We start from the raw sequence: 24,628 nt of genomic DNA on the forward strand, positions 1-24,628 counted from the left end.
CGACGAGCCGACCGCCGGGTGGCCGGCACCGGACCGCCTCACCACTCCTCGCCGGCGCGTACCACCCCCACCTCGTACGCGAACACCACGGCCTGGACACGGTCCCGCAGGCCGAGCTTGCCGAGGATCCGACCGACGTGCGTCTTGACGGTCGCCTCGGCCACCGTGAGCCGCTCGGCTATCTCGGCGTTGGAATGACCCCGGGCCACCTCGACCAGCACCTCCCGTTCCCGGTCGGTCAACCGGTGCAGCCGCTCGTCGACCGGTGACCGGCCGGTCGACGGATCGGGCAGGTACCCGGCGAACGCGTCGATCAGCCGCCGGGTCACCTGCGGCGCGACCACCGCGTCGCCGGCCGCGACCGCGCGGATCCCGGTGAGCAGGTCGACCGGGGGTACGTCCTTGAGCAGGAAACCGCTCGCCCCGACGCGTAGTGCGGCGAAGACGTACTCGTCCAGGTTGAACGTGGTCAGCACGAGAACGCGGGCCGGGGAACCCGACTCGACGATCCGCCGGGTGGCCTCGATCCCGTCCAGCACCGGCATCCGTACGTCCATCAGCACGACGTCGGGGCGGAGCGTACGGGTCATCGAGACGCCCTGCTCGCCGTCGCCCGCCTCCCCCACCACCAGCAGGTCCGGCTGGCTCTCCAGCACCATCCGAAAGCCCATCCGCAGCAGCGACTGGTCGTCGACGAGCAGTACCCGGATCGTCACACCGAACCCCCCTCGTCGAAACGGAGCCGGGCGACCATTCGCCAGCCGGGACCGTCGGTCCGGGGCCCGGCCTCGACCCGGCCGCCGTACGCCGCGGCGCGCTCGATCATCCCAGCCAGCCCGTGCCCGCCGTCGGAGGTCGGCACGGCCGGTCGTCCGGCGCCGTCGTCGACAACCTCCAGGTCCACGCCGTCGTCGTGGTGGTGCAGCCGGACCTCCACCTGGGCACCCGGGCCGGCGTGCTTGAGGGTGTTGGTGAGTGCCTCCTGCACGATCCGGTAGACGGTGAGATCGGCTCCCGGACCACGGTCGTGCGGGACGCCGTCGATGCTGAGCCGGACCCGGGGTCCCGCGGCACGGACCTGGGCGAGAAGACCGTCGAGGTCGTCCAGCCCCGGCTGGGGTGCACGACCGACGGCGTCCTCGCGCAGCAGGCCCAGCAGGCGGCGCATCTCGCCGAGGGCCTGGCGGCCGGTGGTCGCGACCTTCTCCATCGCCTCGGCCGCCCGTTCCGGCGTGGCACCCGCGGTGTACGCGGCGCCGTCGGCGAGCGCGACCATCACGGCGAGGTTGTGCGCCACGATGTCGTGCAGGTCCCGGGCGATCCGGCCCCGCTCGGCGGCGACGGCGAGCCGGGTCTGCTGGTGCCGTTCCCGTTCCCGCTGGCGGGACAGTTCCGCCAGGTACGTCTGCCGGATCCGCAGCGTCACCCCGAGGAGCACGGTCGCGGCGAGACCGAACGTGACGAAGCCCAGTGCGGTCCAGTTCCGGGCGGCGGACAGCAGGAACGCGACAGTCGGGATCTCGATCACCGCCACGACCGGCCACAGGTGCCGCCAGCCCCGGTGCCGGGCGACGGTGTAGACCGCGACCGCGACCACGATCTCGGGAAAGATCCCCTCGGTCCTGACCCCGGCCAGCACGGCCCAGCTGACGACGAGGACAAACACCGCCCAGAACACCGGTACCGGGGCCCGTCGCCGCCACACCAGTGGCATGTGGATGGCGAGGAACCACAGCCAACCGGTGACGCCGAGCCCGGGGAGCGCCGCCGGCCCGTCCAGTACGACGAGCAGCACGACGAGCCCGGCGTCGACCCAGCGCGGATGTCGGCCGAGCAGGTCCGCTGCCGCACGTACGGTTGTCGGGGTGGGACGCATGGTCACGAGAGTAGGGCGCGCACGGCGTCAGGCGTCGCGACGGAGCAGTACGGCCAGTCCACCCGCGAGCGGCAGTACGGCCCAGCCGAACAGCACCGCCGCCGACACACCGGGAGACAGCATCTCGAACGGCGCGCCCGCTCCCTGCACGCTGTACATCGCCTGCCCCGCGACGGTCGGCACGTACTTCAGCACGGTGTCGCCCCGGTCGCCGGGCAGTACCGGTGCCAACAGCGCGGGGAGGACCAGCAGGACGAGCACCAGGGTGGTGATCGCCCCGGCCGTGTGGCGGAGCATCGCGCCGATGCCGAGGCCGAGCAGCCCCATCAGCACCGGGCAGGCCGCCGCCCCGACGATCGCGCCGGGCACTCCGGGGTCGTTCAGCGAGGCGCCCCGGTCGCCGAGGAGGACCTGGCAGACTCCGAAGGAGGCGAGGCAGACCACGGCCATCACCGGCGCCGTGGCGGCGACCAGCGCCACCGCCTTGCCGGCGAGCACCGGCCATCGGCGGGGTACCGCGGTCAGGGTGGCCCGGACCAGTCGCCTGCCGTACTCGCCGGACATCTGGAGCACGCCGAAGACGCCGATGACCAGGGTCAGGAAGTCCATCGGCAGGAACGCGGCGCCGACCGCGTCCGCCACGGCCGATCTCGATCCGTCGGCGGGAATCGACCCGCGTACGCCGTAGCCGATGGCACCGGCCAACCCGACCGCGAGCACCGCGACGGTGGCCAGGGTCAGCCAGGTGGACCGCAGCGACCAGAGTTTGGTCCACTCGGAGCGCACCACCCGGGGGAAGGTGATGTGTGGGTTCACCGGTACTCCACCGCCTCCCGGGTCAGCTCCAGGTACGCGTCCTCCAGCGAGGCGCGCCGTGGGGTGAGTTCGTGTACGGCCAGACCGCCGGCCAGGGCGAGGTCGCCGATCGTCGCCGCGTCGAGTCCGGCGGCCTGGAAGAGCCCCGGTTCGACGCCGGTCACCTCGGCACCGTGCCGGACCAGCAGGTCACGCAGGTCGGCGCCGTTCGGCGAGCGGACCAGCACGCTGCCCACCCCGACCCGGTCGATCAGGTCCGACACGGTGGTGTCGGCGAGCAGCCGGCCACGGCCGATGATCACCAGATGTTCGGCCGTGACCGCCATCTCGCTCATCAGGTGACTGGAGACCAGGACGGTGCGACCCTCGGTGGCCAGCCCCTTGAGCAGGTCGCGTAACCAGCGCACCCCGTCCGGGTCGAGGCCGTTGACCGGTTCGTCGAGGATCACCACCGCCGGGTCACCGAGCAGCGCGGCGGCGATGCCGAGCCGTTGGCCCATGCCGAGCGAGAAGCCGCCGGCCCGGCGCCGGGCCACGTCCGCCAGGCCGACCAGGCCGAGCACCTCGTCGACCCGTCGGCTGCTGATTCCGTGGGTCTGCGCGAGCGCGAGCAGGTGGTTGCGGGCGGTCCGTCCCCTGTGTACGGCGGTCGCCTCGAGCAACGCGCCGACCTGGCATAGCGGCGCGGTGTGCTCGCGGTACGGCCGGCCGGCCACGGTCACCGTCCCGGCGGTGGGCCGGTCCAGCCCGACGATCATCCGCATCGTGGTGGACTTGCCGGCCCCGTTGGGACCGAGGAACCCGGTCACCTGGCCGGGTTTGACGATGAACGACAGTTCGTCGACGGCGCGTCTGTCGCCGTAACGCTTGATCAGCGCGTGTGCCTCAATCATGGCTCCGACGCTAGGGGCGGCCGGGGTGTCCGCCGACCGCCGCGAGGCTGGTCCCGGCGGCGTCGGCCGTACGCCTCAGGTCGTACGCCGTCCTACTGGCGGCTACCAGGTCAGGCCGTGGCCGTACGGGTAGCGGGCGGTCTCCGGGTCGGCCGGGTCGGGGATGTCCACCGGCAGCTTGCCGCGCGGGCTGACCTCTCCGGTCAGTACCCGGGTCAGCGACTCCATCGACGCCCGGGTGTAGCCGTACGTGGCGAGCTGGGTCGGCACGTCGTCGAAGTACGCCACGTCGTAGGGGTCCCGGACGGCGACCACGATCACCGGACGGCCGGTGGCGGCCAGCGCGTGTACGAGCTTCTGCTGGCGTCCGCCCGGATCGTTGATCCGGGTGTCCCAGGCCCGCTGGGTCAGCACCACGGTCAGGTCGTGGGCCTGGGCGGCCGCCACCGCCTCGGCGATCCGCGCGTCGTCGGGCAGGCCGGTGGGGAGTGCGGTGCTGCGGTTGCCCCGGGCGGCCAGGCCGGCCGCGAGGGTGCCGACGTTGTCGAAGGCGCTGGCGTTCCAGCCGGTGACCAGCACGGACCGTTCGCTGGCCGGCGTCGACGAGGCACCGGCCGGTGGCGTGCGGCCGGCGACCGGTGACAGCGGCAGCAGGTCGGCGTCGTTGCGCAGCACGGTGACGGTCCGGTCGGTGATCCCGCGCAGCGCCCGCTGGTGGGCGTCCCGGCCGACCAGCCGCTCGGCGGCGGCCGGGTCCACCGTCGGCGGAGCGCCGAGCAGACCCCGGCGCTGCTTGAGGGTGAGGATCCGGCGGACCGAGGCGTCGATCCGGGATTCGGTCAGTTCGCCGTCGGCGACCGCGGCCAGTACGGAGTTGATCGCCAGGTCGAGGTTCGGCGGCATGAGGAGCAGGTCGGCGCCGGCCTTGAGGGCGAGTACCGGCACCCGGTCGTCGCCGTACTTCTGTCGTACCCCGGCCATGCCCAGCGAGTCGGTCACCACCACGCCGCGGAAGCCGAGCTGGTCGCGGAGCAGCCCGGTGAGGATCGGGGCGGAGAGCGTGGCCGGATCGCCGGAGCTGTCCAGCGACGGTACGACGATGTGTGCCGTCATCACGGTGTCGATCCCGGCGGCGATCGCGGCCCGGAACGGCGGGGCGTCGAGCCGCTCCCACTCGGCGCGGGTGTGGTGGATGTACGGCAGCGCGTCGTGGCTGTCGTCCACGGTGTCGCCGTGCCCGGGGAAGTGCTTGGCGGCGGCGCTGATGCCGGCGGCCCGCTGGAAGCCGACCACCTGGGCGGCGGTCATCCCGGCCACCAGCAGCGGATCGCTGCCGAACGAGCGGACCCCGATCACCGGGTTGGCCGGGTTGACGTTGACGTCGGCGGAGGGGGCGAAGACCTGCTGGACGCCGACCGCCCGCAACTCCTGCCCGGTGATCCGGGCAGCGGTGTACGCGTCGACCGGGTTCCGTCCGGCGCCGAGCGCCATGCTGCCCGGGAAGAGGGTGGCCGGCGCGGGGAGCCGCTGCACGATGCCGTGTTCCTGGTCGGTGGAGACGAGCAGCGGGATCCGGGCCCCGCTGGCGGCGGCGCTGGCCTGCAGCCCGTTGGAGAGGGTGGCGATCTGTCGGGGCGAGGTCAGGTTGTTGGACCAGGTGAAGTAGATGACGCCGCCGAGGTGGTACTTCCGGACGACCTCGGCCGGGGTGTCGACGCCGTACGCCTGGCGGTTGGCCGCGGCGTCGGCGGCGCTCGGCGCGGTGGCGTCGCCGCCGTAGGCGTAGGTGGCGAAGAGCTGGCCGACCTTCTGCGGCAGGGTCATCCGGGCGATTAGCCGGTCCACCGTGGAGGGGGCGGCCTGGGCGGGTGGCCCGGCGACCGCGACGGCGGCCAGCAGGGTGGATCCGACGATCGAAGCCAGTAGCCGGCCGCGCATGGCGCCTCCAGATGATCAATCCTGCTGGATACGTTAGCCGTCCCCACCGGCACATGGCAAGAACCTCCTCGATTCTTGAATATGGCGTAGGAAAGCTTCATGCTGGTCGGGACGGTCGGCATGGAGGGCGGTGCGACGATGCGGCGACGGCGGATCGGCTCAGGCGTGATCGGCGGCGGGGCCGGAATCCTGGCCCTGCTGATGGCGGCCCTCGCCGCCGCACCACCACCCGCCACCGCCGGCCCGAAGGTCGAGCAGGGTCTGCCGGCCGGTCCGGAGCTGGGACGGCACGGCCCGGTTACCGGTCGGCCGAGCGGACCGCCGTCCGTCAGCCCGGCCGACATCCGGTTCGCCCACCGGACACTCCGGGCCGGCGACGCCTCCGAGGTCGGCCTCCTCCCCGGGTACGTCGACCGGCTGCGCGCCGACGCCGAGGCGTACCTGGTGCCGACTCCGGACCACCCGACCTACCCGACGTACGCCGGAGCGGTGCTGCTCGCCGCGAAGGACGGGGTGGTCGTGGCGCACGAGGCGGTCGGCGACGCCGTCCGGTACGCCTCCGTCGGGCCGGCGCCCGACCGGACCGGGGTGGAACTGCCGGCCGACGAGCAGCTTCCGATGCGCCCGGACACCATCTTCGACCTCGCCTCGATCTCCAAGCTCTTCACCACCGTGGTCGCGATGCAACTGGTCGAACGCGGACTGGTCGGGCTGGACACGCCGGTGGTCCGCTACCTGCCCGAGTTCGCCGCCGGCGGCAAGGAGGCGGTCACGGTACGGATGCTGCTCACCCACACCGCCGGGCTGCCCGCGTTCGCGCCACTGTGGAGTGCCCACCCGACCCCCGAGGCCCGGATCGCCGCCGCCCTGGCCACCCCGTTCGCCGCCGGTGCCAGCCCCGGCAACCAGTACGTCTACTCCGACCTCGGACTGATCGCCCTCGGCGTACTGGTGGAACGGGTCACCGGACGGCCGCTGGACGAACTGGTCGCCAGCCGGGTCACCGGGCCGTTGCGGATGCGCGACACCGGTTACCGGCCGTCGCCCGCGCTGCGGCACCGGATCGCCGCCACCGAATACCAGCCGTACGCCGGACGGGGCATGGTCTGGGGTGAGGTGCACGACGAGAACGCCTGGGCGCTGAACGGGGTCGCCGGCCACGCCGGTCTCTTCTCCACCGCCGCCGACCTGGCCATCTTCTGCCAGATGCTGCTGAACGGCGGTGAGTACCGGGGCGCGCGGATCCTCCGCGAGTCCACCGTGCGGAGCATGCTGGTCAACCACAACGCCGACCTGGAGAGCGGCTACCCGGAGAGCGACCGGGGACTCGGCGTCGAGTTGCACAAGCACTGGTACATGGGCGGGCTCGCGTCACCGGTCACCTTCGGGCACACCGGTTTCACCGGCACCTCGATCGTGGTCGACCCGCTGGCACACACCTTCCTGATCCTGCTGAGCAACCGGGTGCACCCGGACCGGAACTGGGGCAGCAACAACGTGGCCCGCCGCGCGCTCGCCCAGGACCTGGCGTACGCGACTCCGGTCCGTCCGGTCGGCGGCGGCACCGCCTGGCGGGCGGACGACCGCGACGGCGCCAGCGTCACCCTCACCGCGCCGCTGCGTCGTCCCGCCGGCCGGGCGACCGTCGCCAGCTTCGAGCTCTGGTACGACACCGAGCCGCGGTACGACGTGCTCAGGGTCGAGGTGTCGGTGGACGGCGGCGGGACGTGGGCACCCGTCGAGGTGAGCCTCGCGGCGGCGGGCCGGGGCTGGGTCTCCGACGGTACGGTCACCGGCTACGGCGGCCGGCGCTGGTCGCGGGCCCTCGCCGAACTGCCGGCCGGCACCACCCACCTGCGGTGGGTCTACAGCACCGACAGCAGTTCCCGGGGTCGGGGCGTCTACCTCGACCGTCTGCTGGTGGTCGGCCTGGGCGGACTGTTCTTCCACGGCGAGGGCGCCGACGCGGCCCGTTTCGTCGCCGCCGGCTGGAGCCCCTCGAACCGGTAGGGCGGCTGCCCGCCGCCCCGGCGGCGGGTCAGAGCCGCTCGGCCACCTTCCGGGCGAGATCGACGTACCTGCCCTGGGGGATCAGCGCCGGTCCGCTGAGAACGACCAACCGGAGTTCCTGCTCGTACGGCTTCACGAACGCCAACACCCGGACGTTCTCCTCGGTGTAGGCGACCGCGTCGGCGCCCACCGAGTCGACCCGGGTGGTCTCGGTGTTGCTGCCCTCGGCCACCGCGTCGATCGTCTCGGTCGCGGTGTCGGCGCGGTCGGGGTAGGCGGTGGCGACGAGGGAGAGCACGTCACGACCGTCCTTGCCGTACAGGCAGTTGTACCGCGTGGTGTCCCCGTTCGTGTCCGTGGAGTCCTTGGCCTGCAGTTCGGTGCCCTGCGAGCTGCCGAGGATGTCGACCACCACCTTGGCGGACAGCAGGTCGCAGCCCGAGGTGATCGTCTTGATCCGGGTCGGCGGGCGGGACGTCGCGGCGCCGGACGCGGGAGCCTGCCATACGGCGCCGCCCGAGGCATCGTCCCCGGCGTCGCCACCGCAGCCGGCCAGGCCGAGCGCCACCGCCGCGGCGGCGGTCAGCGCGACAGAACGGCGTGCCTTGGTGAGAGGAAGCACGGTGCGGATTCTCCTTGTCGATTCCTGCCGGCATTGTCGGACCGGGCACCGGGGCGTTGTCGCCGCCGGCGGCCGGGTCCGCCAGGCATTTCTCCCGGCGCGCCCCGACCCGACGGGTAAGACAAGCAGAGTCCCCGTATTTCCGTCCAATACATGGTTTTCGTGGTGTTGACCCCCGTGCGCCTCCAGGTGCGTTGGTCGGCGCCGCTCCGCAGCCCACCGGGCCCGGCCAAGGGTGCGTGCCGGGGATGGGAGGTCGGGCAATATCCGATTTGCCGGTCCAACTTTGCCGGTACCACCGATCGGGCTGTGACATTGGGCCGAAAAGTGTTACGCCGACGCACGGCACAGGGCGGGGGACATTAATCACGGTTGTCGGCGGCGCTGATCGTGTCGGTCGTACAGCAAGATCAATCCATGTCCGGCAGCGACCGCGTCACGCCCGACACCCGTCCCCCGGAGGTGCAGAGCATGTCAGCAAGGCCGTCCCGTCGCACGAAGAGAGCCGGCGCGAGCCGCGAGGTAACCGCCCGCACGGTATCCACCCAGAGCCCGGTACGGCGTACCGGCGTACCGGCGTCCAGGAACGAGATCTTCGGCGTCACCTTCAGACGCCACCTCGCGGTGGCGGCCGCGGCGCTGGTCGGGATCGCCGGATCGGCGGTCGCGGTGACCGCACCGGCGGCCGCCCAACCGCTGCAGTCGCACTGCGGCACGGAGACCGGCGACAAGCCGGTCGAGGGCTTCATCAGCCACGACGAACTGCGGCAGCGCCTCCAGCAGATCGAACAGACCAGCGGCGGCAAGGTCGCGGTCGACGTCGCCGGCCACAGCAACCAGGGCCGGGAGATCTGGACCGCCCGGGTCGGTGAGGGTGACACCGTCGTCCTGATCCAGAGCCAGATCCACGGCAACGAGATGAACGGCACCGTCGCCCTGCTGGAACTGCTCAAGAAGCTGGGGAACAACTCGGCACGCTCGGCGCAGATCCGGGAGAAGGTCACCGTGGTCGCCGTGCCGAGGCTGAACGCGGACGGCGGCGAACTGGACCGTCGGCAGAACGCCCGGACGTGGGACGACGTCGTCGCCGACTTCCCGCAGCTCGCCAACGCGGCACCGGCCTGGAACTACAGTTCCCGGGTCGGCGGCTTCGACGTCAACCGCGACTTCAACCCCGACCTCGACTACGTCCCCCAGCCGGGCGACTTCCCCGGCGACAGCGGCTCGGTCGGCTGGTACCTGACCCCGGAGGCGCAGACGACCCGCGAGGTCTACCGGTCCCTGGAGCAGGAGTTCGGCACCGTGGACGTCTTCGTCGACCTGCACAACCAGGCGCCCTGCTACACCGGCGAGGGAATGGACGACTACACCACCCTCTCCATCTCGGGTCGCTTCATCGCCGACCCGGAAACCCACGGCACCTGGCCCAGGTTCGACTACGACGCCTCCCGTCGGGTCAACGTGGCGGTGTACGACGCCCTGCAGGGCGGAAACTCGCCGCAGAGCAAGGTGACGCTCTATCCGCAGGACACCGACCTGCCCGGCACTGCGCTGGGTTCGTTCGCCCTGCGGGGCAGTGCGACCGTCCTGTTCGAGACCCGGGGACAGACCCAGTCCTGGAGCCAGAAGCAGAACGGCATGCTGAACAAGCAGATCGAGGTCGGGCTTTTCGGCGTCGTCGACGCGATCACCGACGGAACCCTGGACGACATCAACCCCGAGCGGTACGAGTCGATTCCGGAGCGGACGAACCTCCCGAACGACTGACCGTACCGAGTGCCCCCGCTCCGGCCGCTGGCGGGAGCGGGGGCGTGTGGTTGTCGGCCGGGTCCGTCGCTGTGGCCGGCAGAGCGGCCGGGCCAGTCGTTGTCGTCGGATGAGCGGCGGGCTCAGTCGTTGTCGTCGGGTGAGCGGCCGGTCATGGGCGGAGCTGGGCCAGGGCGGCGACCGCCACCCCGTACGCCGAGCGTCGCCCGGCCTCGTCGAAGACGGTCTGCCAGTTGGGGTAGTCGACCGGTGCGCCCCAGGCCCACCGTCCCACCTCGTACACCGTCCAGGAGCCGATGCCGAGGTCTCCGTTGACCGAGAAGCAGGTGTACCAGGCCGGCACCCAGCTCTCGCCGGGATACATCTGCCAGTACTCCTCCGACACGTCCGGTGTGGCATAGCAGTACGGCGTGAACGAGATCCTGACCCGGTCGAACGCGGTGACCAGGAGGTTCCTCAGCTCCACGGTGCTGAAACCGGCTCGGGCCCGGGCCACCAGGGCGATCGGCCCGACCGCGCCGAGCGCCATGCCCAGCTCATGCCGTGCCGGCGAGTTCTGCGCCCCGCCGAGCGCGCCCCAGAGGCTGTCGATCAGCGTGACGCACGCGGTCACGTCCTGCGCCCACCGCTGCCGGAGGCTCGCGGAGAACTCCTCGATGTCGGCGAACTCCAGGACGTGGTGCCGGGCGCAGGCCTTCGCCTCGGCGGTGGCGAGCTGGTCCATGTGCGCGATGATCGCGTTCTGGGCGCCCTGGATCCGCTGGATCATCAGGGTGGTCGCCTGCTCGATCGTCATCCCGCCGCTCTGTGAACTGCTGAAATACCCGTACGCCTGGGAGGCGAACGAGATGATCGTGGCGATCGTGCCGGGATCCACCGCCCGGGCCGGTTGTGCCCCGCTCGGCAGTACGAGGGCGGTGGCCAGGGCGGAGGCCGCCACCACCCGGAGCAGTCTTCGTCTCATCCCGTCTCCTTCGGTTCGGGCCGGCCCGTCCGGGATCCGGCGTCAGGCGCACGCTATGGAGCCGCTCTGGACGGCCACTGGCGCCGTACTGGACGCCGGTCGCCGGGATGCCCGGTCGATGGTGCCCGGCCTGCCGCGATCCGCCGTTCCGGTGCGGGCGCCGGCCGGCGCGACCAGCCGACGGCCCGGCGGCAACGGTCGGAGCGGTCGGCGACGCGACCGGTCGGCAGTCTGACGACCAGCCGGTAACCAGTTGTCGTCCAGTCGCCTCCGGCACTCTGCCGGCACCAGTGCGGAAGGAGAGTCAGCATGAGAGCCAGATCGTTTCGGGGACTCGCCGCGGCGGCCGTCGCCCTCGCGGTCATCCTGCCCGGAACCGTCCAGCCGGCCCGGGCCAACCCGGACGGCACCAATTCGTCACTGATCGAGTTCGTCGACCTGGCCGTCGACCTGATGGGGCGGATCGGTGGCGGCGGCCTGACGCCCGAGGCGGTCATCGGGATGACCCAGGACATCATCAACGCGCTCGACCAGGCCGAGTCGGCGGTGATCGCGCACATCGACGGCATCGCCGCGGCGGACCTGCGGGGTGACGCCCGGCACCACGTGCTGGAGTTCGCCGACATCAACAACTTCGAGGTGGACACGCTGGAGGACTGGGCGCAGTCGGTCAGCGGCGCCGCCAGCGACGCCTACGAGTATCTCGACGCGGTCGCCGACCCCCGCGCGGTCGACGACATCGGATACGCCGCCATCACGCTCTACACGCTGGCAGCGGTGGCCCGGGTGCGGGCGGGGTTCGGCACGACCCGACTCATGCAGGACTACCGGGGCGCCCTGCAGGAGATCATCACGAGGCTCGCCCCGAGGTGTCGCTACCACTTCCCGGAACCCGGCGCGGGGCCGCTGATCCGGGCGTACACCTGTGACGTGTACGGCAACCACACGGCCACCCAGTTGGAGCAGTACCACCTGGGGGTCTGGCAGTTGGGGCCGATCGACCCGGCGGCGGTCGAGGCCGCGTCGTACGCCAACACCAGCCGCCGGGTCGCGATCGAGGTCCTGCCGACACTGCCGTAGCCGACCCGGTTCGGCCGCCGCGACGGGACCGGCCCCCTCGGGCGGATGTGGCCCGGTGCACGGCTCTCCGGCCGATGCCGGGCCGGTCCCGTCTCCGGCACACTGAGCACCATGGATGTCCGGGGCCCCTGGTCGCAACGGTTGGTTCTGCCGGTCGCCGTACTGTCCCTCGTGGTCAGTGGTGTCGCGCTGACGCTGTCGGCGAGGGCGTCCCGTACCCCGGTCGCCGTAGCTGGGTCCGGCGCGCTCGACGCGGAGCTGACCCGGCGGTTCACCGCCGGGATCGAGCTGCTCGGCGCCGCGACCGACATGGTACGGGCCGGCGGGGTGCACACCCTGGAGAGTGTGCTCCGGGACGCGCCGTCGCGGCAGCCCACCGTGACCGCCGTGCTCGCCGGCTTCATCCGGCAGCGGACGACGCCCCGACCCGTCGGCGAGCAGCGGGCGCCGGACGAAACCGACCAGCGGGGGCCGGCCGACGCCGGTTCGGCCGGACATGACGACGCTTCGCGGCGGCCGGCCGTGGATGTCCAGGCGGCGTTGACCGTGCTGGCCCGTCGCGATCCCGCCTGGGACCGGCCGGGCGACCGGCTCGACCTGAGCGGTGCGGTCCTGACCGGCGCGTCGTGGCGAGACGCGCAGCTCAGCGGGGTACTGCTCACCGGCGCCCGCTTGGACGGTGCCGACCTGCGGGGCGCCCGCCTCGACGGCGCCGACCTCACCGCCGCGAGCCTGGTCGGGACGACCCTCGACCGGGCCACCCTCCGGGACGCGGTGCTGGTCAGGGCGGATCTGACCGACGCCAGGATCAACCTGTCGATGCTCGACGGAGCGATCCTGACCAGGGCGAAACTGTCCGGCGCGGGCCTAGACGGCTCCGGGCTGTTCGGCGCCGTTCTGGTCGGCGCGGACCTGCGCGGGGCCCGGCTCGACGCCACCAACCTGGCCGAGGCGAACCTTACCGACGCCGACCTCAGCGACGCGTACCTCGGCTACGTGACCGCGCCCGGAGCCGACCTGACCAGGGCGAGACTGGTCGGCTCCAACCTGATCGACATCGACCTGACCGAGGCGCTACTCACCGGCACCAATTTCAACGGTGCACTGCTGCACGGCGCGAGACTCGGCGACAGTCGGGTCACCGCCGACCAGATCAGCTGTGCCCAGTTGAGCGCCCGCACACTCCTGCCGGTGGCCATGGCCGTGCCCACCGCACCCGCGCGGACCTGCGCCGACTGAACCACCGGAAGGACCACGCCCGACAGCTGTCAGAACGCGCAGGCGATGACAAGTTCCGGCGTACGGTCGGGGAGGAAGTCGAGCTTGCTGATCCGGCCGGCCGCCTTCAGGTCGCCCGCGATGCTGGCGAGCTGCTCCAACATCGCCGCCGGGCCGAGCGCCTCGGCCAACGGCACCTCGGTCCGCATCGACAGCTTCCGCTCCGACTTCGCCCGCCGCACCTGGGTCAGCGCCGCGCCGGCCAGTTCCAGCAGCGCCGGGTCGCCGTCGGCGGACACCCGCTGGATCTCGTACGTCGTCGGCCACGGTGCCCGGTGCACCGAGCCGTACCGCCACCAGGACCAGACCTCCTCGGTGACGTACGGCAGGAACGGGGCGAAGAGCCGCAGTTGCGCCGAGAGTGCGGTGGCGAGCGCGGCCCGGGCCGAGTCGGCTCCCGGCCCCTCGCCGTACGCCCGCTCCTTCACCAACTCGATGTAGTCGTCGCAGAACGTCCAGAAGAACGCCTCGGTGACCTGCAGCGCGTCGGTGTGGTCGTACCGCTCCAGTGCGGCGGTCGCCGTACCGACCACGGTGGAGAGCCGGGCGAGCATCGACCGGTCCAGCGGCTCGGTCACCGGCGCCCGCAGCGCGTCGGCGGCACCGAGGCCGAGGGCGAACTTCGACGCGTTCAGCAGCTTGGTGCCGAGCCGCCGGCCGACCTTGATCTGGGCCGGATCGAAGGCCAGGTCGGTGCCGGGCCGGCCGTTCGCCGCCCAGTAGCGGACCGCGTCCGGGCCGTGTTCGTCGAGCAGCCCCATCGGGGTCTGCACGTTTCCCTTGGACTTGGACATCTTCTTCCGGTCCGGGTCGAGGATCCAGCCGGAGAGGATCGCGTCCTTCCACGGCAGCACGCCGTGCTCCAGGTGCGCCCGGACCACGGTGGCGAAGAGCCAGGTACGGATGATCTCCTGCCCCTGGGGCCGCAGGTCCATCGGGAAGACCTGGGAGAACAGGTCCGGGTCCCGCTCCCAGCCGCCGACGATCTGCGGGGTCAGCGACGAGGTGGCCCAGGTGTCCATCACGTCCGGATCCGCGATGAAACCGCCCGGCTGGCCGCGCTGCGCCTCGACGTAGCCCGCCGGCACGTCCGAAGTCGGGTCGACGGGCAGCGCGGACTCGTCGGGCGTGAGAGGCTGGGCGTGGTCCGGCTCGCCAGTGTCGTCGAGCCGGTACCAGACCGGGAACGGCACCCCGAAGTAGCGCTGCCGGCTGATCAACCAGTCGCCGGTCAGGCCGCTGACCCAGTGCTCGTAGCGGTGCCACATGTGCGCCGGCACCCAGTTCAGCTCCCGCCCCCGGGCCAGCAGTCCGGCCCGGAGTTCGGCATCCCGGCCCCCGTTGCGCAGATACCACTGCCGGGTCGAGATGATCTCCAGTGGGCGGTCGCCCTTCTCGTAGAACTTGACCTGGTGGGTCACCGGGGTCGACTCGCCGACCAGGTCACCGGAGGCGGTCAGCAGTTCCACGATCCGCCGCCGGGCCGCGTTGACCGGCAGGCCGGCCAGTTCGGCGTACGGGGTCGGGTCCACTCCGGCGGGCGGCTCGGGGAGCAGTCGTCCGTCCCGGCCGATCACCACCCGGGTCGGCAGTCGCAGCTCCCGCCACCAGGTCACGTCGGTCAGGTCGCCGAACGTGCAGACCATCACCAGGCCGCTGCCCTTGGCCGGGTCGGCCAGCGGGTGCGCGTACACCGTCACCTCGACCCCGAACAGTGGGGTGGAGACGGTGCCGCCGACCAGGTCGGCGTACCGCTCGTCGTCCGGGTGGCAGACCAGCGCCACGCAGGCCGGCAGCAGTTCGGGCCGGGTCGTCTCGATGTGCACGTACCGGTCGTCGCGCCCGGGGCCCGGCGCGGGCGGGGTACCGGCGCTGCCCGGCCCCGACGCCACGACCTCGAACCGGAGCCGGTGGTACGCCCCCTGGCGCTCCCGGTCCTCCAGCTCGGCCTGGGCCACCGCCGTGCCGAAGCCGACGTCCCAGAGCGCCGGCGCCTCGGCGGTGTACGCCTCACCCCGGGCCAGGTTGCGCAGGAACGCCCGCTGCGCGGCGGCCCGGGCCACCGGCCCGATCGTGGTGTACGTCAACGACCAGTCCACCGAGAGGCCGAGCCGCCGCCACAGTGCCTCGAACACCTGCTCGTCCTCGGCGGTCAGCCCGGCACAGAGTTCGACGAAGTTGCGTCGGGAGATCGCCACCGGATTCGCCCGGGCCGCCTCGCTGACCGGCCGCTGCGGCGGCTGCCACGCCGGGTCGTACGGCAGGCTCGGGTCGCACCTCACGCCGTAGACGTTCTGCACCCGGCGTTCCGTCGGCAGCCCGTTGTCGTCCCAGCCCATCGGATAGAAGACGTTCCGGCCGCGCATCCGCTGGAACCGCGCCACCAGATCGGTGTGCGTGTACGAGAAGACGTGCCCCATGTGCAGTTCGCCCGATACGGTCGGCGGCGGGGTGTCGATCGAGTACACATCCTCCCTGCGGCCGTTCCGGCTCGGCGTGTCTGACGCCACGCCGCGACCCGGTACGGCCGTCTTGGTCCGGTCGAACGCGTACGTGCCCTCCTCCTGCCAGCGGGGCGCCCACTTCTCGGCCAGGCCGTCCAGGCTGGGCCGTTCCGGGACCCCGGTGCGGTGGTACCGCTCCGTATCGGTCATCCGCCGATGGTACGGGAGCGGAGTCGGCGACCGAGGGGTGATTGTCACCCGCTGCCGACCAGACCGGGCCGGTGAGTCGCGGCCGGGTCGGTCAGCCCGGCCCGGTTGTTTCGGCCGGCCAGTCGTCGAGGACAAAACGACGGACCAGCGCGGCGTGCGACAGCGGACTGCGTTCGTCGGCGACGTCACCGTTGACGGTGTAGTCGAGCAGCACCACGTCCCGCTCGGCCACGGTCCGGCGCAGCTCTGCGACCAGGTCGGCGGCCGGGTTCTCCAGCACCCACCGGTACGCCGGCAGGTAGAGCCGGCGCCTCGCCTCGGCGTACGTCAGCAGGCTCTCACCGGTCAGCCCGGCCCGGTGCCCGCGTACCTCGCCGTACCGGCGTACCGTCCGCTTCAGGCCCTTCATGTCGGTGATCCGCAGTCGTGCCGGGTCGACGTCGGCGTCGGCGAAGACCTTCAGCGCCTGCCAGATGCCCTCGACCGACTCGGCGTACACACCGGGGCTCAGCGGCACCGGGATGCCGCCGTGTGGATAGAACGGACTGAGCCGGACCCAGGGCGTCGGCCCGCGTGAGGTCACGTCGAGCACCAGAGCGCCCGGCGCCGCCGCCTCGATCGCCGCCGTCGACCTGCGTCGGCTCAGCACCCGTACCGTCACGCCGCCTGTCTCCTCGGCTCCGCAGCCCCGGCCCTCACCGTGCGCCACCCGGCCCGGATCATGCCGGTCGGGTACGACATCAGGAGGGCGCGTGCCGGACCCGTTCGCCGAGCCCGTCGAGGAGGGCGTCCAACGCGTCCAACTCGGCCCAGCCGTTGACCGCGATCCCGCCGGCCGCGTCGACGGTCACCTCCAGCCGGTCCGGGTCGCCGGTCAACTCCGCCACGGAACCGGCGATCCGGTCGGTGAGCAGGACGAACTCCTGGTTGGTCGAGCCGACCCAGGGGCGTACCCGGTCCAGCTGGTCGGCGCGGAACGGGCCGGCGACGAGCAGGTCGGTCTCCGCGAGCAGCCCGGCCACGTCGGCGCGGCCCGCGTCGACAGCCTGCCGCAGCTCGTCGGTGGTGTAGCCGGTGAAGGTCATCACGGACCGGCCGGTGGCCCGGACCCCGGCGGCGACCCGGGCCAGGGCGGTGGCCTGGTCGAACGGTTCGCCGCCGAGCAGGGTCAGCCCGCTGGTCCCGGCGTCCAGGATCCGGGCGACCAGATCGGCCGCACCGACGGGTGCGCCGCCCCGGAAGCTCCACATGTGCGGGTTGAAGCAGCCAGGGCAGTGGATCGTGCAGCCCTGGACCCAGACCGCCGTCCGCTCGCCCGGCCCCTCGGCCCGCGTCGAGGCGAGGAACCGGGCCACCGACACCACATCGGGGTCGCCGCCCGTCGCCGGCATCCGGGGCGCGGAGTCAGACATCGAGGACGCGACCCTGCGGCGGTGGCCGCCATCCGTCGTCGGTCGCCGCCGTCCCGGCGACGTCGGTCGGTCCCGTCGCCGGGGGGCAGACCAGGTGGTCGCGCAGCCGGGCGAACTCGTGCGGCGCCAGGTCGGCGACCGCGGCGAACTCCGGGAGGCCGCCGAAGCCGCCGCGCGTCCGGCGTTCGGCGACGATCCGCCGGGCGTGTGCGGGCGTGACCCCCGGCAGCGCCACGAACTGCTCGTAGGACGCGGTGTTGACGTTCAGCGGGCGGTCCGGGAAACGGCCGGTGCCGGGCTGCCCCAGGTACGCCCCGGACGACGCCTCACCGGACTGTGTACCGGCTGTGGCGACCGGCCCGGTCCCGTAGTACCCGCCGGCGGGCGGGGTCAGGTCGGCCGGTAGCGGCCACGGGCGCGGCGCGGCCCACGGGTCGACGGCCGGGGCGGGCGCCACCTCGGGCAGGCCCGACGGTGCCGGCGGCTGGCCCGCCACCGGGTAGGGCTGTCCCGGGTAGACCGGTCCGGACTGCTGCGGTGGATACGGCTGCCCGGGGTACGCCTGTCCGGGGTAGGGCTGTCCGGGGTAGGGCTGTCCGGGGTAGCCGACTCCCGGTGCGACGGCCCCGGGATAACCCGGCGGGGGCGCCATCGCCGACCGGGCGTACCCGGGTACCCAGCTGGCCCGCCAACGCAGCCAGCCGGCGTTGACCAGCCCGGCCTGGACCAGGCTCGCGACGTACGCCGCGAGCAGGAGGCCCACCATCCAGTCCGACAGGGCGCTCTCCTCCGGGGTCGTGCCGACCACCAGGAAGCTGGACCAACCGACGACCAGGTAGACGATGCCGGAGATCCACCAGGCGCGGCGCCGGGCCCGTAGCCCCACGTAGATGAAACCGAGCCCACCCAGGCAGCCGAACCCGAAGATGGGCAGGATCAGCCACAGGCTGTGCCGCAGCCGCCAGCCGAAACTCCGGGCCGGACCTGGACCCGAATATGCGCCAGGCTGCCAACCGCCGTCAGGCCCGGTCGACATCGCGCAACTCCTGCCGATCCGACACGTACGTCGTGGTCCGGTCGTGGTCGGCGGTGTAGGCGCTCTGCACGACCCGCGCGTCGAGCAGCTCCTCCAGCACGGCGATGTAGTCGAGGCAGTCCGCGCCGAGGATCCCCTTCGTCTCGGCGCTGACCGTACCGTCGGCCGCGACGGTCACCACGATCCGGCGTCGGTCCGTCATGCCGACCGCTCCCGTCCGGCGACCGTGAACACCAGCCGTACCGCGTTGTCCTCGGTCGCGCTCTCCGACTCCAGTCGCAGCCCGGCGGCCGGGGCGCGCTCGTGCAGCCGGTCGAGTACGGCCCGCTGCACCTGCCGCCCGTACCCGGCGTCGAGGGCGTGGACGATCTCGACCGCGCGTCGTTCGTCGACGTCGCCGGTGAAGTGGGCCGCCCAGATGCCGTCCGTGCCGCGCCGGAACGCCGCGTGGACGCCGTCCCAGGTCGCGTTGAGCTGACCGTTGTCGGCGGTGACCAGCGCACCGGTCTCCCGGAGCGCGACGGAGAGCAGGTTCTCGTCCCGCATCCGGGTCTGCACCTGACAGACGACCTGACCATCCTCGTCCTGACCGGACGCCAGGCCGGTCGCGGCCGTGGCGGCGGCGACGGCCAGCGGAATGAGGAGCAACGAGATGCTCATCGGTGCCTCCTTTCGATTGTCGACAACGGGGTGGCGTCGGTACGCGAAGACGACGGGCCGACGTCAGTACTCGACCACACGGCCTCCGGCCGCGTGGGGCGGGAGGCTGTCCGGGCCCGGCTGGCCGGGAGCGGGGCCGCCGCCCAGGTCCCAGTCCTCGGCGGCGGTGGCGGCGACGGCCCGGGTCGCGGCCCAGGCCCGGAGCGTCCCGATCCGCTCCGCCTGGGTGACGCTGAGCGGGACCATGGTGGCGACCGCCCGGACCAGGTCGTCGCGGTGCAGCGGCCGGCGTGCCGAGAACGCCTCGAAGAGGCCGCCGATCACCGCCTGTTCGATCTCCGCCCCCGAGTAGCCCTCGGTCAGCGCGCACAACTCGGTGAGCAGGCTGTCGTCCAGGACGAGCCCGCCGGCGACGGCCGGGTTGCGCAGCCGGCGGGTCAGGTGGACGGTCCAGATCGACCGGCGTTCGACCTGGGTCGGCAGGTCGACGAAGAAGATCTCGTCGAAGCGTCCCTTGCGGAGCAGTTCCGGTGGCAGCCGGCCGATGTCGTTCGCGGTGGCGATGACGAACACCGGCCGCCTCTTCTCCTGCATCCAGGTGAGGAAGGTGCCGAAGACCCGGGACGAGGTGCCGGAGTCGCCGCCGGTGTCCGGCGCCAGCCCCTTCTCGATCTCGTCCACCCAGAGCACACACGGTGACGTCGCCTCGGCCGTCCGGATCGCCGTCCGCAGGTTCTGCTCGCTGGAGCCGACCAGCCCGGAGAAGACCCGGCCGATGTCGAAGCGGATCAGCGGCAGTTCCCAGGCCGCGGCGACCGCCTTGGCGGTCAGCGACTTGCCGCAGCCGGGAACACCGGTGATCAGGACACCGCGCGGGGCGGGCAGGCCGTACTCGGCGGCCGCCGCCAGCCAGGAGCCGTCCCGCTTGGCCAACCACCGTTTGAGATTCTCCAGGCCGCCGACGTCGGCCAGGTGAATGGCGGTGTCCACCACCTCCAGCAGGCCCGACTTCCGTACCGCCTGCCGCTTCTCCTCGTGCACCACCGCCAGGTCGTGGATGTCGAGCGCGCCGTCGTTGACGATCGCGCGGGCGAAGGCGTTCTCCGCCTCGTGCAGGGTCAGCCCCAAGGCAGCCTTGGCGAACCGTTCCCGCTCCACCGGGTCGAGCCGGATCTGGATCCGGCCGCTCGTCGAGTTCGCCGCGATGAGGCCGTCGAGGACCCGCCGGATCTCCGCCTCGGCGGGCAGCGGGAAGTCGAGGATCGTCACGTCCCGGTCCAGTTCGGCGGGGATCCGCAGCAGCGGCGAGACCAGCACCAGGGTCCGGGGTACCGGACCGGACTTGAACGCCGCCGCCACGTCACGCAGCCGGCGGATCACCTGCGGATCGCCGGGACGGCCGTCGCCGCCGAGCACCGGATGCAGGTCGTGGAGGATCACCACGCTGGGCTCGTCGAGCCGGAGCACGGCGCTGAGCGCGGCGTCCGGCTCGGTGGTGCCCCGTCGGGGAACACCGTCCGGCTGGACGAGCCCCTGGGTCAGCGACCACGTCCACACCGCCCGGGGCGTACGCACCCGCGTGCCGTCGCGGGCCACCGCGGTCACCTCGGCGACGACCCGCGACTCCTCGTACGACTCGATGTAGAGGATCGGCAGCCGCGCCTTGAGCAGTTGCGACAGGTCGTCCCGGAAAGCCCTCGTCACCGCCGTCCTTCCCGGTCGCAAGGTCGGCAAGACTGTAGCAACGCGCGGCAAGCCGGGCCTCGTGTGCCGACGGTCAGATCAGAGAGTTCCGCCACTGCTGATGCAGGGCCGCATAGCGCCCGCCCCGGGTCACCAGGCCGCCGGGCGGACCGTCCTCGACCACCCGGCCGCCATCCAGGACCAGCACCCGGTCGGCGATCTCGACGGTGGAGAGCCGGTGCGCGATCACGATCGCGGTCCGGTCGGCCAGGATCGTCCGCAGTGCCCGCTGCACCAGCCGCTCGCTCGGGATGTCCAGCGACGAGGTCGCCTCGTCCAGGATCAGCACGGCCGGGTCGGCGAGGAACGCCCGGGCGAACGCGACGAGCTGACGCTGCCCGGCGGAGAGCCGGCCGCCGCGCCGGTGCACGTCGGTGTGGTAGCCGTCGGGGAGTGCGGCGACGAAGTCGTGCGCGCCGATGGCGGCGGCCGCGGCCATCACCTCGGCGTCCGTCGCGGTCGGCCGGCCGAACCGGATGTTGTCGGCGATCGAACCCGCGAAGAGATGGTTCTCCTGGGTCACCATCACCACCGCCCGGCGCAGGTCGTCGTCGGCGACGTCGCGCAGGTCGACGCCGTCCAGGCTGACCACGCCCCGGGTCGGGTCGTAGAACCGGGCGATCAGCTTGGCCACCGTCGACTTGCCGGCCCCGGTCGCCCCGACCAGTGCCACGGTCTGCCCGGCCGGGATGGTCAGGGTCAGCTCCGGCAGGATCGTGGTCTCCGGCCGGTAGCCGAAGGCGACCGTCCGGAACTCGACCGCGCCGCGCGGCGCGGCGGTCGGCAGCGGCCGGGGGTGCGCAGGCTCCGGCACACCGGGCCGCTCGTCGAGCACCCCGGCCAGCTTTTCCAGCGCGGCGGTGGCGGACTGCAGGGCGTTGTAGAACTGGCTCAGCTCCTGCATCGGCTCGAAGAACCGTCGCAGGTAGAGCAGGAACGCGGCGAGCACCCCGATCTCCATCCCGCCGTCCAGCACCCGCGTACCGCCGTACGTCAGCACCACCGCGATCGTCACGTTGCCGATCACCTTGATCGCCGGGCTGTAGATCGCGATCAGCCGGAACGCCCGCAGGTTGGCCCGACGGTAGTCGTCGTTCACGGCGGTGAAGATCTGCTGGTTGCGGGGCTCGCGGCGGAACGCCTGCACGGCCCGGATCCCGCCGAGCGACTCGACGAAGTGGACGATCACCAACGCCACCGCCTCCCGGGTCTGCCGGTACGCCTGGGCGGAGGCGCGGGCGAACCAGCGGGAGAGCCAGAGCAGGAACGGGAACGCCAGCAGGGTGGCCGCGGCCAGCGGCGGGTCCAGCCAGAGCAGGATGCCGGCGACCGACACGATGGAGAGCCCGGCGAGGACAAGATCGTCTATGCCGCCGTCGACCAGTTCGGCGATCGAGTCCATGTCGCTGGTGAGCCGGGCCACCAGCCGGCCCGAGGTGTACCGCTCGTGGAAGCTGATCGACAGCCGCAGGAAGTGGTCGTACACCCGGCGGCGCAGGTCGAGCAGGATGGCCTGGCCGATCCGGGTGGAGAGGGTGAGGAAGCCGCGTTTGCCGGCGTACTCGGTGAGCGCGGCGAGCCCGAACGCGGTGGCGACCGCGACCAGTGGTCCCGGGTCGCCGGCCCGCAGTGGCCCGATGGCCCGGTCGATGCCGACCATCACCAGGTACGGCCCGGCCATCCCGGCCGCGTTCTGTACCAGCAGCAGGGCGACGGCGACGCCGATGAGCCGCCGGTGTGGTCGGATCAGTGAGCGGAGCAGGACCCGGCTGCGGGCCCGGAGCCGGTTGATGTCCTGCGCGGTGTCGCTCTCGGCGGTGGTGCGGTCCGCTGCCGGGTCGGCCGCGATGCCCCGCCACCCGGTCACCCCGCCACCGACCTCGCCCGTCGGTCCGGCGCCGTTTCCGGCCTCGCCCGTCGGTCCGGCGCCGTTTCCGGCCTCGCCCGTCGGTCGGGTGTGACCCCCGGTGCCGACCGGTCCGCCGGCGGGTACGGGCGGTGTCACGACCGCACCAGCCCGAGTTCGTCGGCGTCCCCGGTGGCGGAGAGCACCGCCCGGTACGCCGGTACGGTGCCGAGCAGTTCGCTGTGCGTACCGACGGCGGTGATCCGGCCGTCGGCCAGCAGCGCGACCCGGTCGGCGAGTGCCACGGTCGACGGCCGGTGCACGACCAACAGTGCGGTGGTGTTCCGCAGTACCCGGTCCAACGCCGCCTCCACCAGCGCCTCGGTGTGTACGTCGAGTGCGGAGAGCGGGTCGTCGAGGACCAGTACCCGGGGTTGGCCGAGGACGGCACGGGCCAGGGCCAGCCGCTGCCGCTGCCCGCCGGAGAGGGACAGCCCCTGCTCGCCGATCCGGGTGGCGAGCCCCCACGGCAGGTCGTACGCGAAGTCGGCCTGCGCCACCGCGAGGGCGGCCCGGACCTCGTCCTCGTTGGCCTCGGGCCGCCCGAGGGTGAGGTTCTCCCGGACGGACATCGAGAAGAGGGTGGCCTCCTCGAAGGCGACCCCGACCCGTTGTCGCAGCGAGTCGAGCCGGATGTCCCGTACGTCCCGCCCGTCGAGGGTGATCCGTCCGGCCGTGACGTCGTAGAGCCGGGGGACCAGGGAGAGCAGGGTGGTCTTGCCGCAGCCGGTGGCGCCGACGATGGCCAGCGTTTCGCCGGGTTCGACGGTCAGGTCGATCCCGCGCAGCACGGCCGGGCCGGTCGGGTAGTTGAACCGCACTCCGTCGAACCGGAGCGTTCCGCCGGTGTCGGTGGGCCCGGGTGCGGGCAGGGCTACCGCGTGCGGCCGGTCGACGACCGTGGGCCGGGTGTCGAGCACCTCGTGGATCCGGTCGGCGGCGGTGATCGCCTCCTGGGCGTTGGCGATGATCCAGGCCAGCGACTCGATCGGCCAGATCAGCATGAGTTGCAGCGTCACGAAGGCGACCAGTTCGCCGATGGTGAGCGCGCCGTGTGCCACCGCGACGGCACCGGCGACCAGTACCGCGCCGAGGGTGAGGTTGGGCAGCAGGTCGAACTGGGCCGAGGTGCGGGCCAGCAGGCGGCCCTTGCCGGTCGCGGTGTCGTGCAGTTGCCGGGTGCCGGTGGCGAACCGGCCCACCATCTCCGGCCGCCGTCCGAACGCCTTGACGGTGCGCAGCCCCTGTGCGGACTCCTCGATCAGGGTGGCCAGGTCGCCCTGTTCGTCCTGGAGCCGACGGGCCGCCACCAGGTAGGCCCGGGTGAACCGCCGGCTGGCCAGGAAGAGAGGTACGGCGCCGGCGGCGACCAGCAGGCCGAGTCCGGTGTGCAGGGTGATCAGCAGTACCACCACCGTGAGGTAGGTGGTGGTGTTGACGACGAGGAAGAGCAGCCCGAAGGAGAGGAACCGGCGGATCACCGAGAGGTCGCTGGTGACCCGGGAGAGCAGTTGGCCGGACTGCCAGCGGTCGTGGAAGCCGATGTGCAGCCGTTGCAGGTGGGCGTAGAGGTCGTCCCGGATGGTGGTTTCCATGCCGACGGCCGAGGACGACTGGGCCCACCTGCGTATGAAGATCAGGAACGCCTCGACCAGCCCGAGCAGCAGGGCGAGCAGGCCGAGCTGGAGCACCCCGGCGGGGTCGCGGTGGGCGATCGGCCCGTCCACCACCTGCCGGATCACCAGCGGTACGGCGATCCCCGCCCCGGTCGCCCCGAACGCCGCGATCAGCAGCCAGCCGAGTTGGCCCCGGTACGGGCGCAGGTAGCGGCGCAGCCGCCAGAGGTTGCGGAGCAGGTGGGTGGGTGCCGGGCGCGGTTGCCGGGGTGCCGGTCCCCGGGGCTCGTCGTCACGATCCGGGGCCATTCCCCGACGGTAACGGTAAACATCCGTACCGGTTCAGTCATGTTGCTG

20 protein-coding genes are annotated in these 24,628 nt (G+C 72.3%); 4 read left to right on the forward strand and 16 right to left on the reverse strand.

The window, feature by feature from the left end:
• Positions 1–38 precede the first annotated feature (38 nt).
• From V1633_RS00610 to V1633_RS00630, 5 genes are all read right to left on the reverse strand, one after another.
• On the reverse strand, positions 39–716 hold the full coding sequence (locus V1633_RS00610) for a response regulator transcription factor (protein ID WP_331212096.1): 678 nt from the start codon (positions 714–716) through the stop codon (positions 39–41).
• On the reverse strand, positions 713–1,876 hold the full coding sequence (locus V1633_RS00615; RefSeq protein WP_331212097.1) for a sensor histidine kinase: 1,164 nt from the start codon (positions 1,874–1,876) through the stop codon (positions 713–715). The genes V1633_RS00610 and V1633_RS00615 overlap by 4 nt, the downstream gene beginning before the upstream one ends.
• Before the next feature lie 27 nt (positions 1,877–1,903).
• Positions 1,904–2,692 carry an ABC transporter permease subunit gene (locus tag V1633_RS00620; protein WP_331212098.1) on the reverse strand — a complete coding sequence of 263 codons (789 nt, stop codon included), beginning with the start codon at positions 2,690–2,692 and terminating at the stop codon, positions 1,904–1,906.
• Positions 2,689–3,585, reverse strand: a complete 897-nt coding sequence (locus tag V1633_RS00625) for an ABC transporter ATP-binding protein (protein ID WP_331212099.1) — start codon at positions 3,583–3,585, stop codon at positions 2,689–2,691. The genes V1633_RS00620 and V1633_RS00625 overlap by 4 nt, the downstream gene beginning before the upstream one ends.
• A 102-nt stretch (positions 3,586–3,687) precedes the next feature.
• Positions 3,688–5,523: a glycoside hydrolase family 3 protein gene (locus tag V1633_RS00630; RefSeq protein WP_331212100.1), complete on the reverse strand. Its 1,836-nt coding sequence runs from the start codon at positions 5,521–5,523 to the stop codon at positions 3,688–3,690.
• A 99-nt stretch (positions 5,524–5,622) separates the two neighbouring features.
• Between V1633_RS00630 and V1633_RS00635 the strand changes: the two genes are divergently transcribed.
• Positions 5,623–7,533: a serine hydrolase gene (locus tag V1633_RS00635; protein WP_331212101.1), complete on the forward strand. Its 1,911-nt coding sequence runs from the start codon at positions 5,623–5,625 to the stop codon at positions 7,531–7,533.
• 28 nt (positions 7,534–7,561) lie between these two features.
• On the opposite strand, the gene V1633_RS00640 is transcribed toward V1633_RS00635, so the two are convergent.
• Positions 7,562–8,155 (reverse strand): hypothetical protein, encoded by a 594-nt coding sequence (locus V1633_RS00640; RefSeq protein ID WP_331212102.1) that lies wholly within the window; start codon positions 8,153–8,155, stop codon positions 7,562–7,564.
• 471 nt (positions 8,156–8,626) lie between these two features.
• Between V1633_RS00640 and V1633_RS00645 the strand changes: the two genes are divergently transcribed.
• Complete coding sequence (locus V1633_RS00645) at positions 8,627–9,922, forward strand: M14 family zinc carboxypeptidase (protein ID WP_331212103.1); 1,296 nt, start codon at positions 8,627–8,629, stop codon at positions 9,920–9,922.
• Positions 9,923–10,073: 151 nt separating this feature from the next.
• Here the strand turns inward: V1633_RS00645 and V1633_RS00650 are convergent, their stop codons facing one another.
• Positions 10,074–10,886, reverse strand: a complete 813-nt coding sequence (locus tag V1633_RS00650; protein ID WP_331212104.1) for a hypothetical protein — start codon at positions 10,884–10,886, stop codon at positions 10,074–10,076.
• Positions 10,887–11,195: 309 nt separating this feature from the next.
• Here V1633_RS00650 and V1633_RS00655 point away from each other — a divergent pair, with 309 nt between their 5' ends.
• Positions 11,196–11,966, forward strand: coding sequence for a hypothetical protein (locus tag V1633_RS00655; RefSeq protein WP_331212105.1), 771 nt, complete (start codon positions 11,196–11,198; stop codon positions 11,964–11,966).
• Between the two features lie 111 nt (positions 11,967–12,077).
• Positions 12,078–13,205: a pentapeptide repeat-containing protein gene (locus tag V1633_RS00660; protein WP_331212106.1), complete on the forward strand. Its 1,128-nt coding sequence runs from the start codon at positions 12,078–12,080 to the stop codon at positions 13,203–13,205.
• 29 nt (positions 13,206–13,234) lie between these two features.
• Here the strand turns inward: V1633_RS00660 and valS are convergent, their stop codons facing one another.
• From valS to V1633_RS00705, 9 genes are all read right to left on the reverse strand, one after another.
• Positions 13,235–15,898 (reverse strand): valine--tRNA ligase, encoded by a 2,664-nt coding sequence (gene valS, locus V1633_RS00665; protein WP_331212107.1) that lies wholly within the window; start codon positions 15,896–15,898, stop codon positions 13,235–13,237.
• A gap of 91 nt (positions 15,899–15,989) precedes the next feature.
• Complete coding sequence (locus V1633_RS00670; protein ID WP_331212108.1) at positions 15,990–16,559, reverse strand: DUF6939 family protein; 570 nt, start codon at positions 16,557–16,559, stop codon at positions 15,990–15,992.
• A 79-nt stretch (positions 16,560–16,638) separates the two neighbouring features.
• Positions 16,639–17,310 (reverse strand): 4Fe-4S single cluster domain-containing protein, encoded by a 672-nt coding sequence (locus tag V1633_RS00675; protein ID WP_331212109.1) that lies wholly within the window; start codon positions 17,308–17,310, stop codon positions 16,639–16,641.
• A complete protein-coding gene (locus V1633_RS00680) occupies positions 17,303–18,346 on the reverse strand; it encodes a ComEA family DNA-binding protein (RefSeq protein WP_331212110.1) in 1,044 nt (347 codons plus the stop codon). Before V1633_RS00680 ends, V1633_RS00675 begins: the two co-directional genes overlap by 8 nt.
• Complete coding sequence (locus V1633_RS00685; RefSeq protein ID WP_331212111.1) at positions 18,330–18,548, reverse strand: DUF2997 domain-containing protein; 219 nt, start codon at positions 18,546–18,548, stop codon at positions 18,330–18,332. The genes V1633_RS00680 and V1633_RS00685 overlap by 17 nt, the downstream gene beginning before the upstream one ends.
• A complete protein-coding gene (locus V1633_RS00690) occupies positions 18,545–19,006 on the reverse strand; it encodes a hypothetical protein (protein WP_331212112.1) in 462 nt (153 codons plus the stop codon). Before V1633_RS00690 ends, V1633_RS00685 begins: the two co-directional genes overlap by 4 nt.
• A gap of 63 nt (positions 19,007–19,069) precedes the next feature.
• Positions 19,070–20,710: an AAA family ATPase gene (locus V1633_RS00695; RefSeq protein ID WP_331212113.1), complete on the reverse strand. Its 1,641-nt coding sequence runs from the start codon at positions 20,708–20,710 to the stop codon at positions 19,070–19,072.
• 73 nt (positions 20,711–20,783) lie between these two features.
• Positions 20,784–22,616: an ABC transporter ATP-binding protein gene (locus V1633_RS00700; RefSeq protein ID WP_331212114.1), complete on the reverse strand. Its 1,833-nt coding sequence runs from the start codon at positions 22,614–22,616 to the stop codon at positions 20,784–20,786.
• A 134-nt stretch (positions 22,617–22,750) separates the two neighbouring features.
• Positions 22,751–24,580, reverse strand: coding sequence for an ABC transporter ATP-binding protein (locus V1633_RS00705; RefSeq protein ID WP_331212115.1), 1,830 nt, complete (start codon positions 24,578–24,580; stop codon positions 22,751–22,753).
• Between the last annotated feature and the right edge of the window lie 48 nt (positions 24,581–24,628).

Source organism: Plantactinospora sonchi, from assembly GCF_036422035.1.
Taxonomy (GTDB): domain Bacteria; phylum Actinomycetota; class Actinomycetes; order Mycobacteriales; family Micromonosporaceae; genus Plantactinospora; species Plantactinospora sonchi.

What these genes read in the sequence shown, in the direction of transcription:
- V1633_RS00705 (WP_331212115.1), bottom strand. Translation starts at nt 24,580, where the DNA reads ATGGCCCCGGATCGTGACGACGAGCCCCGGGGACCGGCACCCCGGCAA.
- V1633_RS00645 (WP_331212103.1), top strand. Translation starts at nt 8,627, where the DNA reads ATGTCAGCAAGGCCGTCCCGTCGCACGAAGAGAGCCGGCGCGAGCCGC.
- V1633_RS00635 (WP_331212101.1), top strand. Translation starts at nt 5,623, where the DNA reads ATGCTGGTCGGGACGGTCGGCATGGAGGGCGGTGCGACGATGCGGCGA.
- valS (WP_331212107.1), bottom strand. Translation starts at nt 15,898, where the DNA reads ATGACCGATACGGAGCGGTACCACCGCACCGGGGTCCCGGAACGGCCC.
- V1633_RS00625 (WP_331212099.1), bottom strand. Translation starts at nt 3,585, where the DNA reads ATGATTGAGGCACACGCGCTGATCAAGCGTTACGGCGACAGACGCGCC.
- V1633_RS00630 (WP_331212100.1), bottom strand. Translation starts at nt 5,523, where the DNA reads ATGCGCGGCCGGCTACTGGCTTCGATCGTCGGATCCACCCTGCTGGCC.
- V1633_RS00675 (WP_331212109.1), bottom strand. Translation starts at nt 17,310, where the DNA reads ATGTCTGACTCCGCGCCCCGGATGCCGGCGACGGGCGGCGACCCCGAT.
- V1633_RS00690 (WP_331212112.1), bottom strand. Translation starts at nt 19,006, where the DNA reads ATGAGCATCTCGTTGCTCCTCATTCCGCTGGCCGTCGCCGCCGCCACG.
- V1633_RS00685 (WP_331212111.1), bottom strand. Translation starts at nt 18,548, where the DNA reads ATGACGGACCGACGCCGGATCGTGGTGACCGTCGCGGCCGACGGTACG.
- V1633_RS00660 (WP_331212106.1), top strand. Translation starts at nt 12,078, where the DNA reads ATGGATGTCCGGGGCCCCTGGTCGCAACGGTTGGTTCTGCCGGTCGCC.
- V1633_RS00650 (WP_331212104.1), bottom strand. Translation starts at nt 10,886, where the DNA reads ATGAGACGAAGACTGCTCCGGGTGGTGGCGGCCTCCGCCCTGGCCACC.
- V1633_RS00655 (WP_331212105.1), top strand. Translation starts at nt 11,196, where the DNA reads ATGAGAGCCAGATCGTTTCGGGGACTCGCCGCGGCGGCCGTCGCCCTC.
- V1633_RS00680 (WP_331212110.1), bottom strand. Translation starts at nt 18,346, where the DNA reads ATGTCGACCGGGCCTGACGGCGGTTGGCAGCCTGGCGCATATTCGGGT.
- V1633_RS00615 (WP_331212097.1), bottom strand. Translation starts at nt 1,876, where the DNA reads ATGCGTCCCACCCCGACAACCGTACGTGCGGCAGCGGACCTGCTCGGC.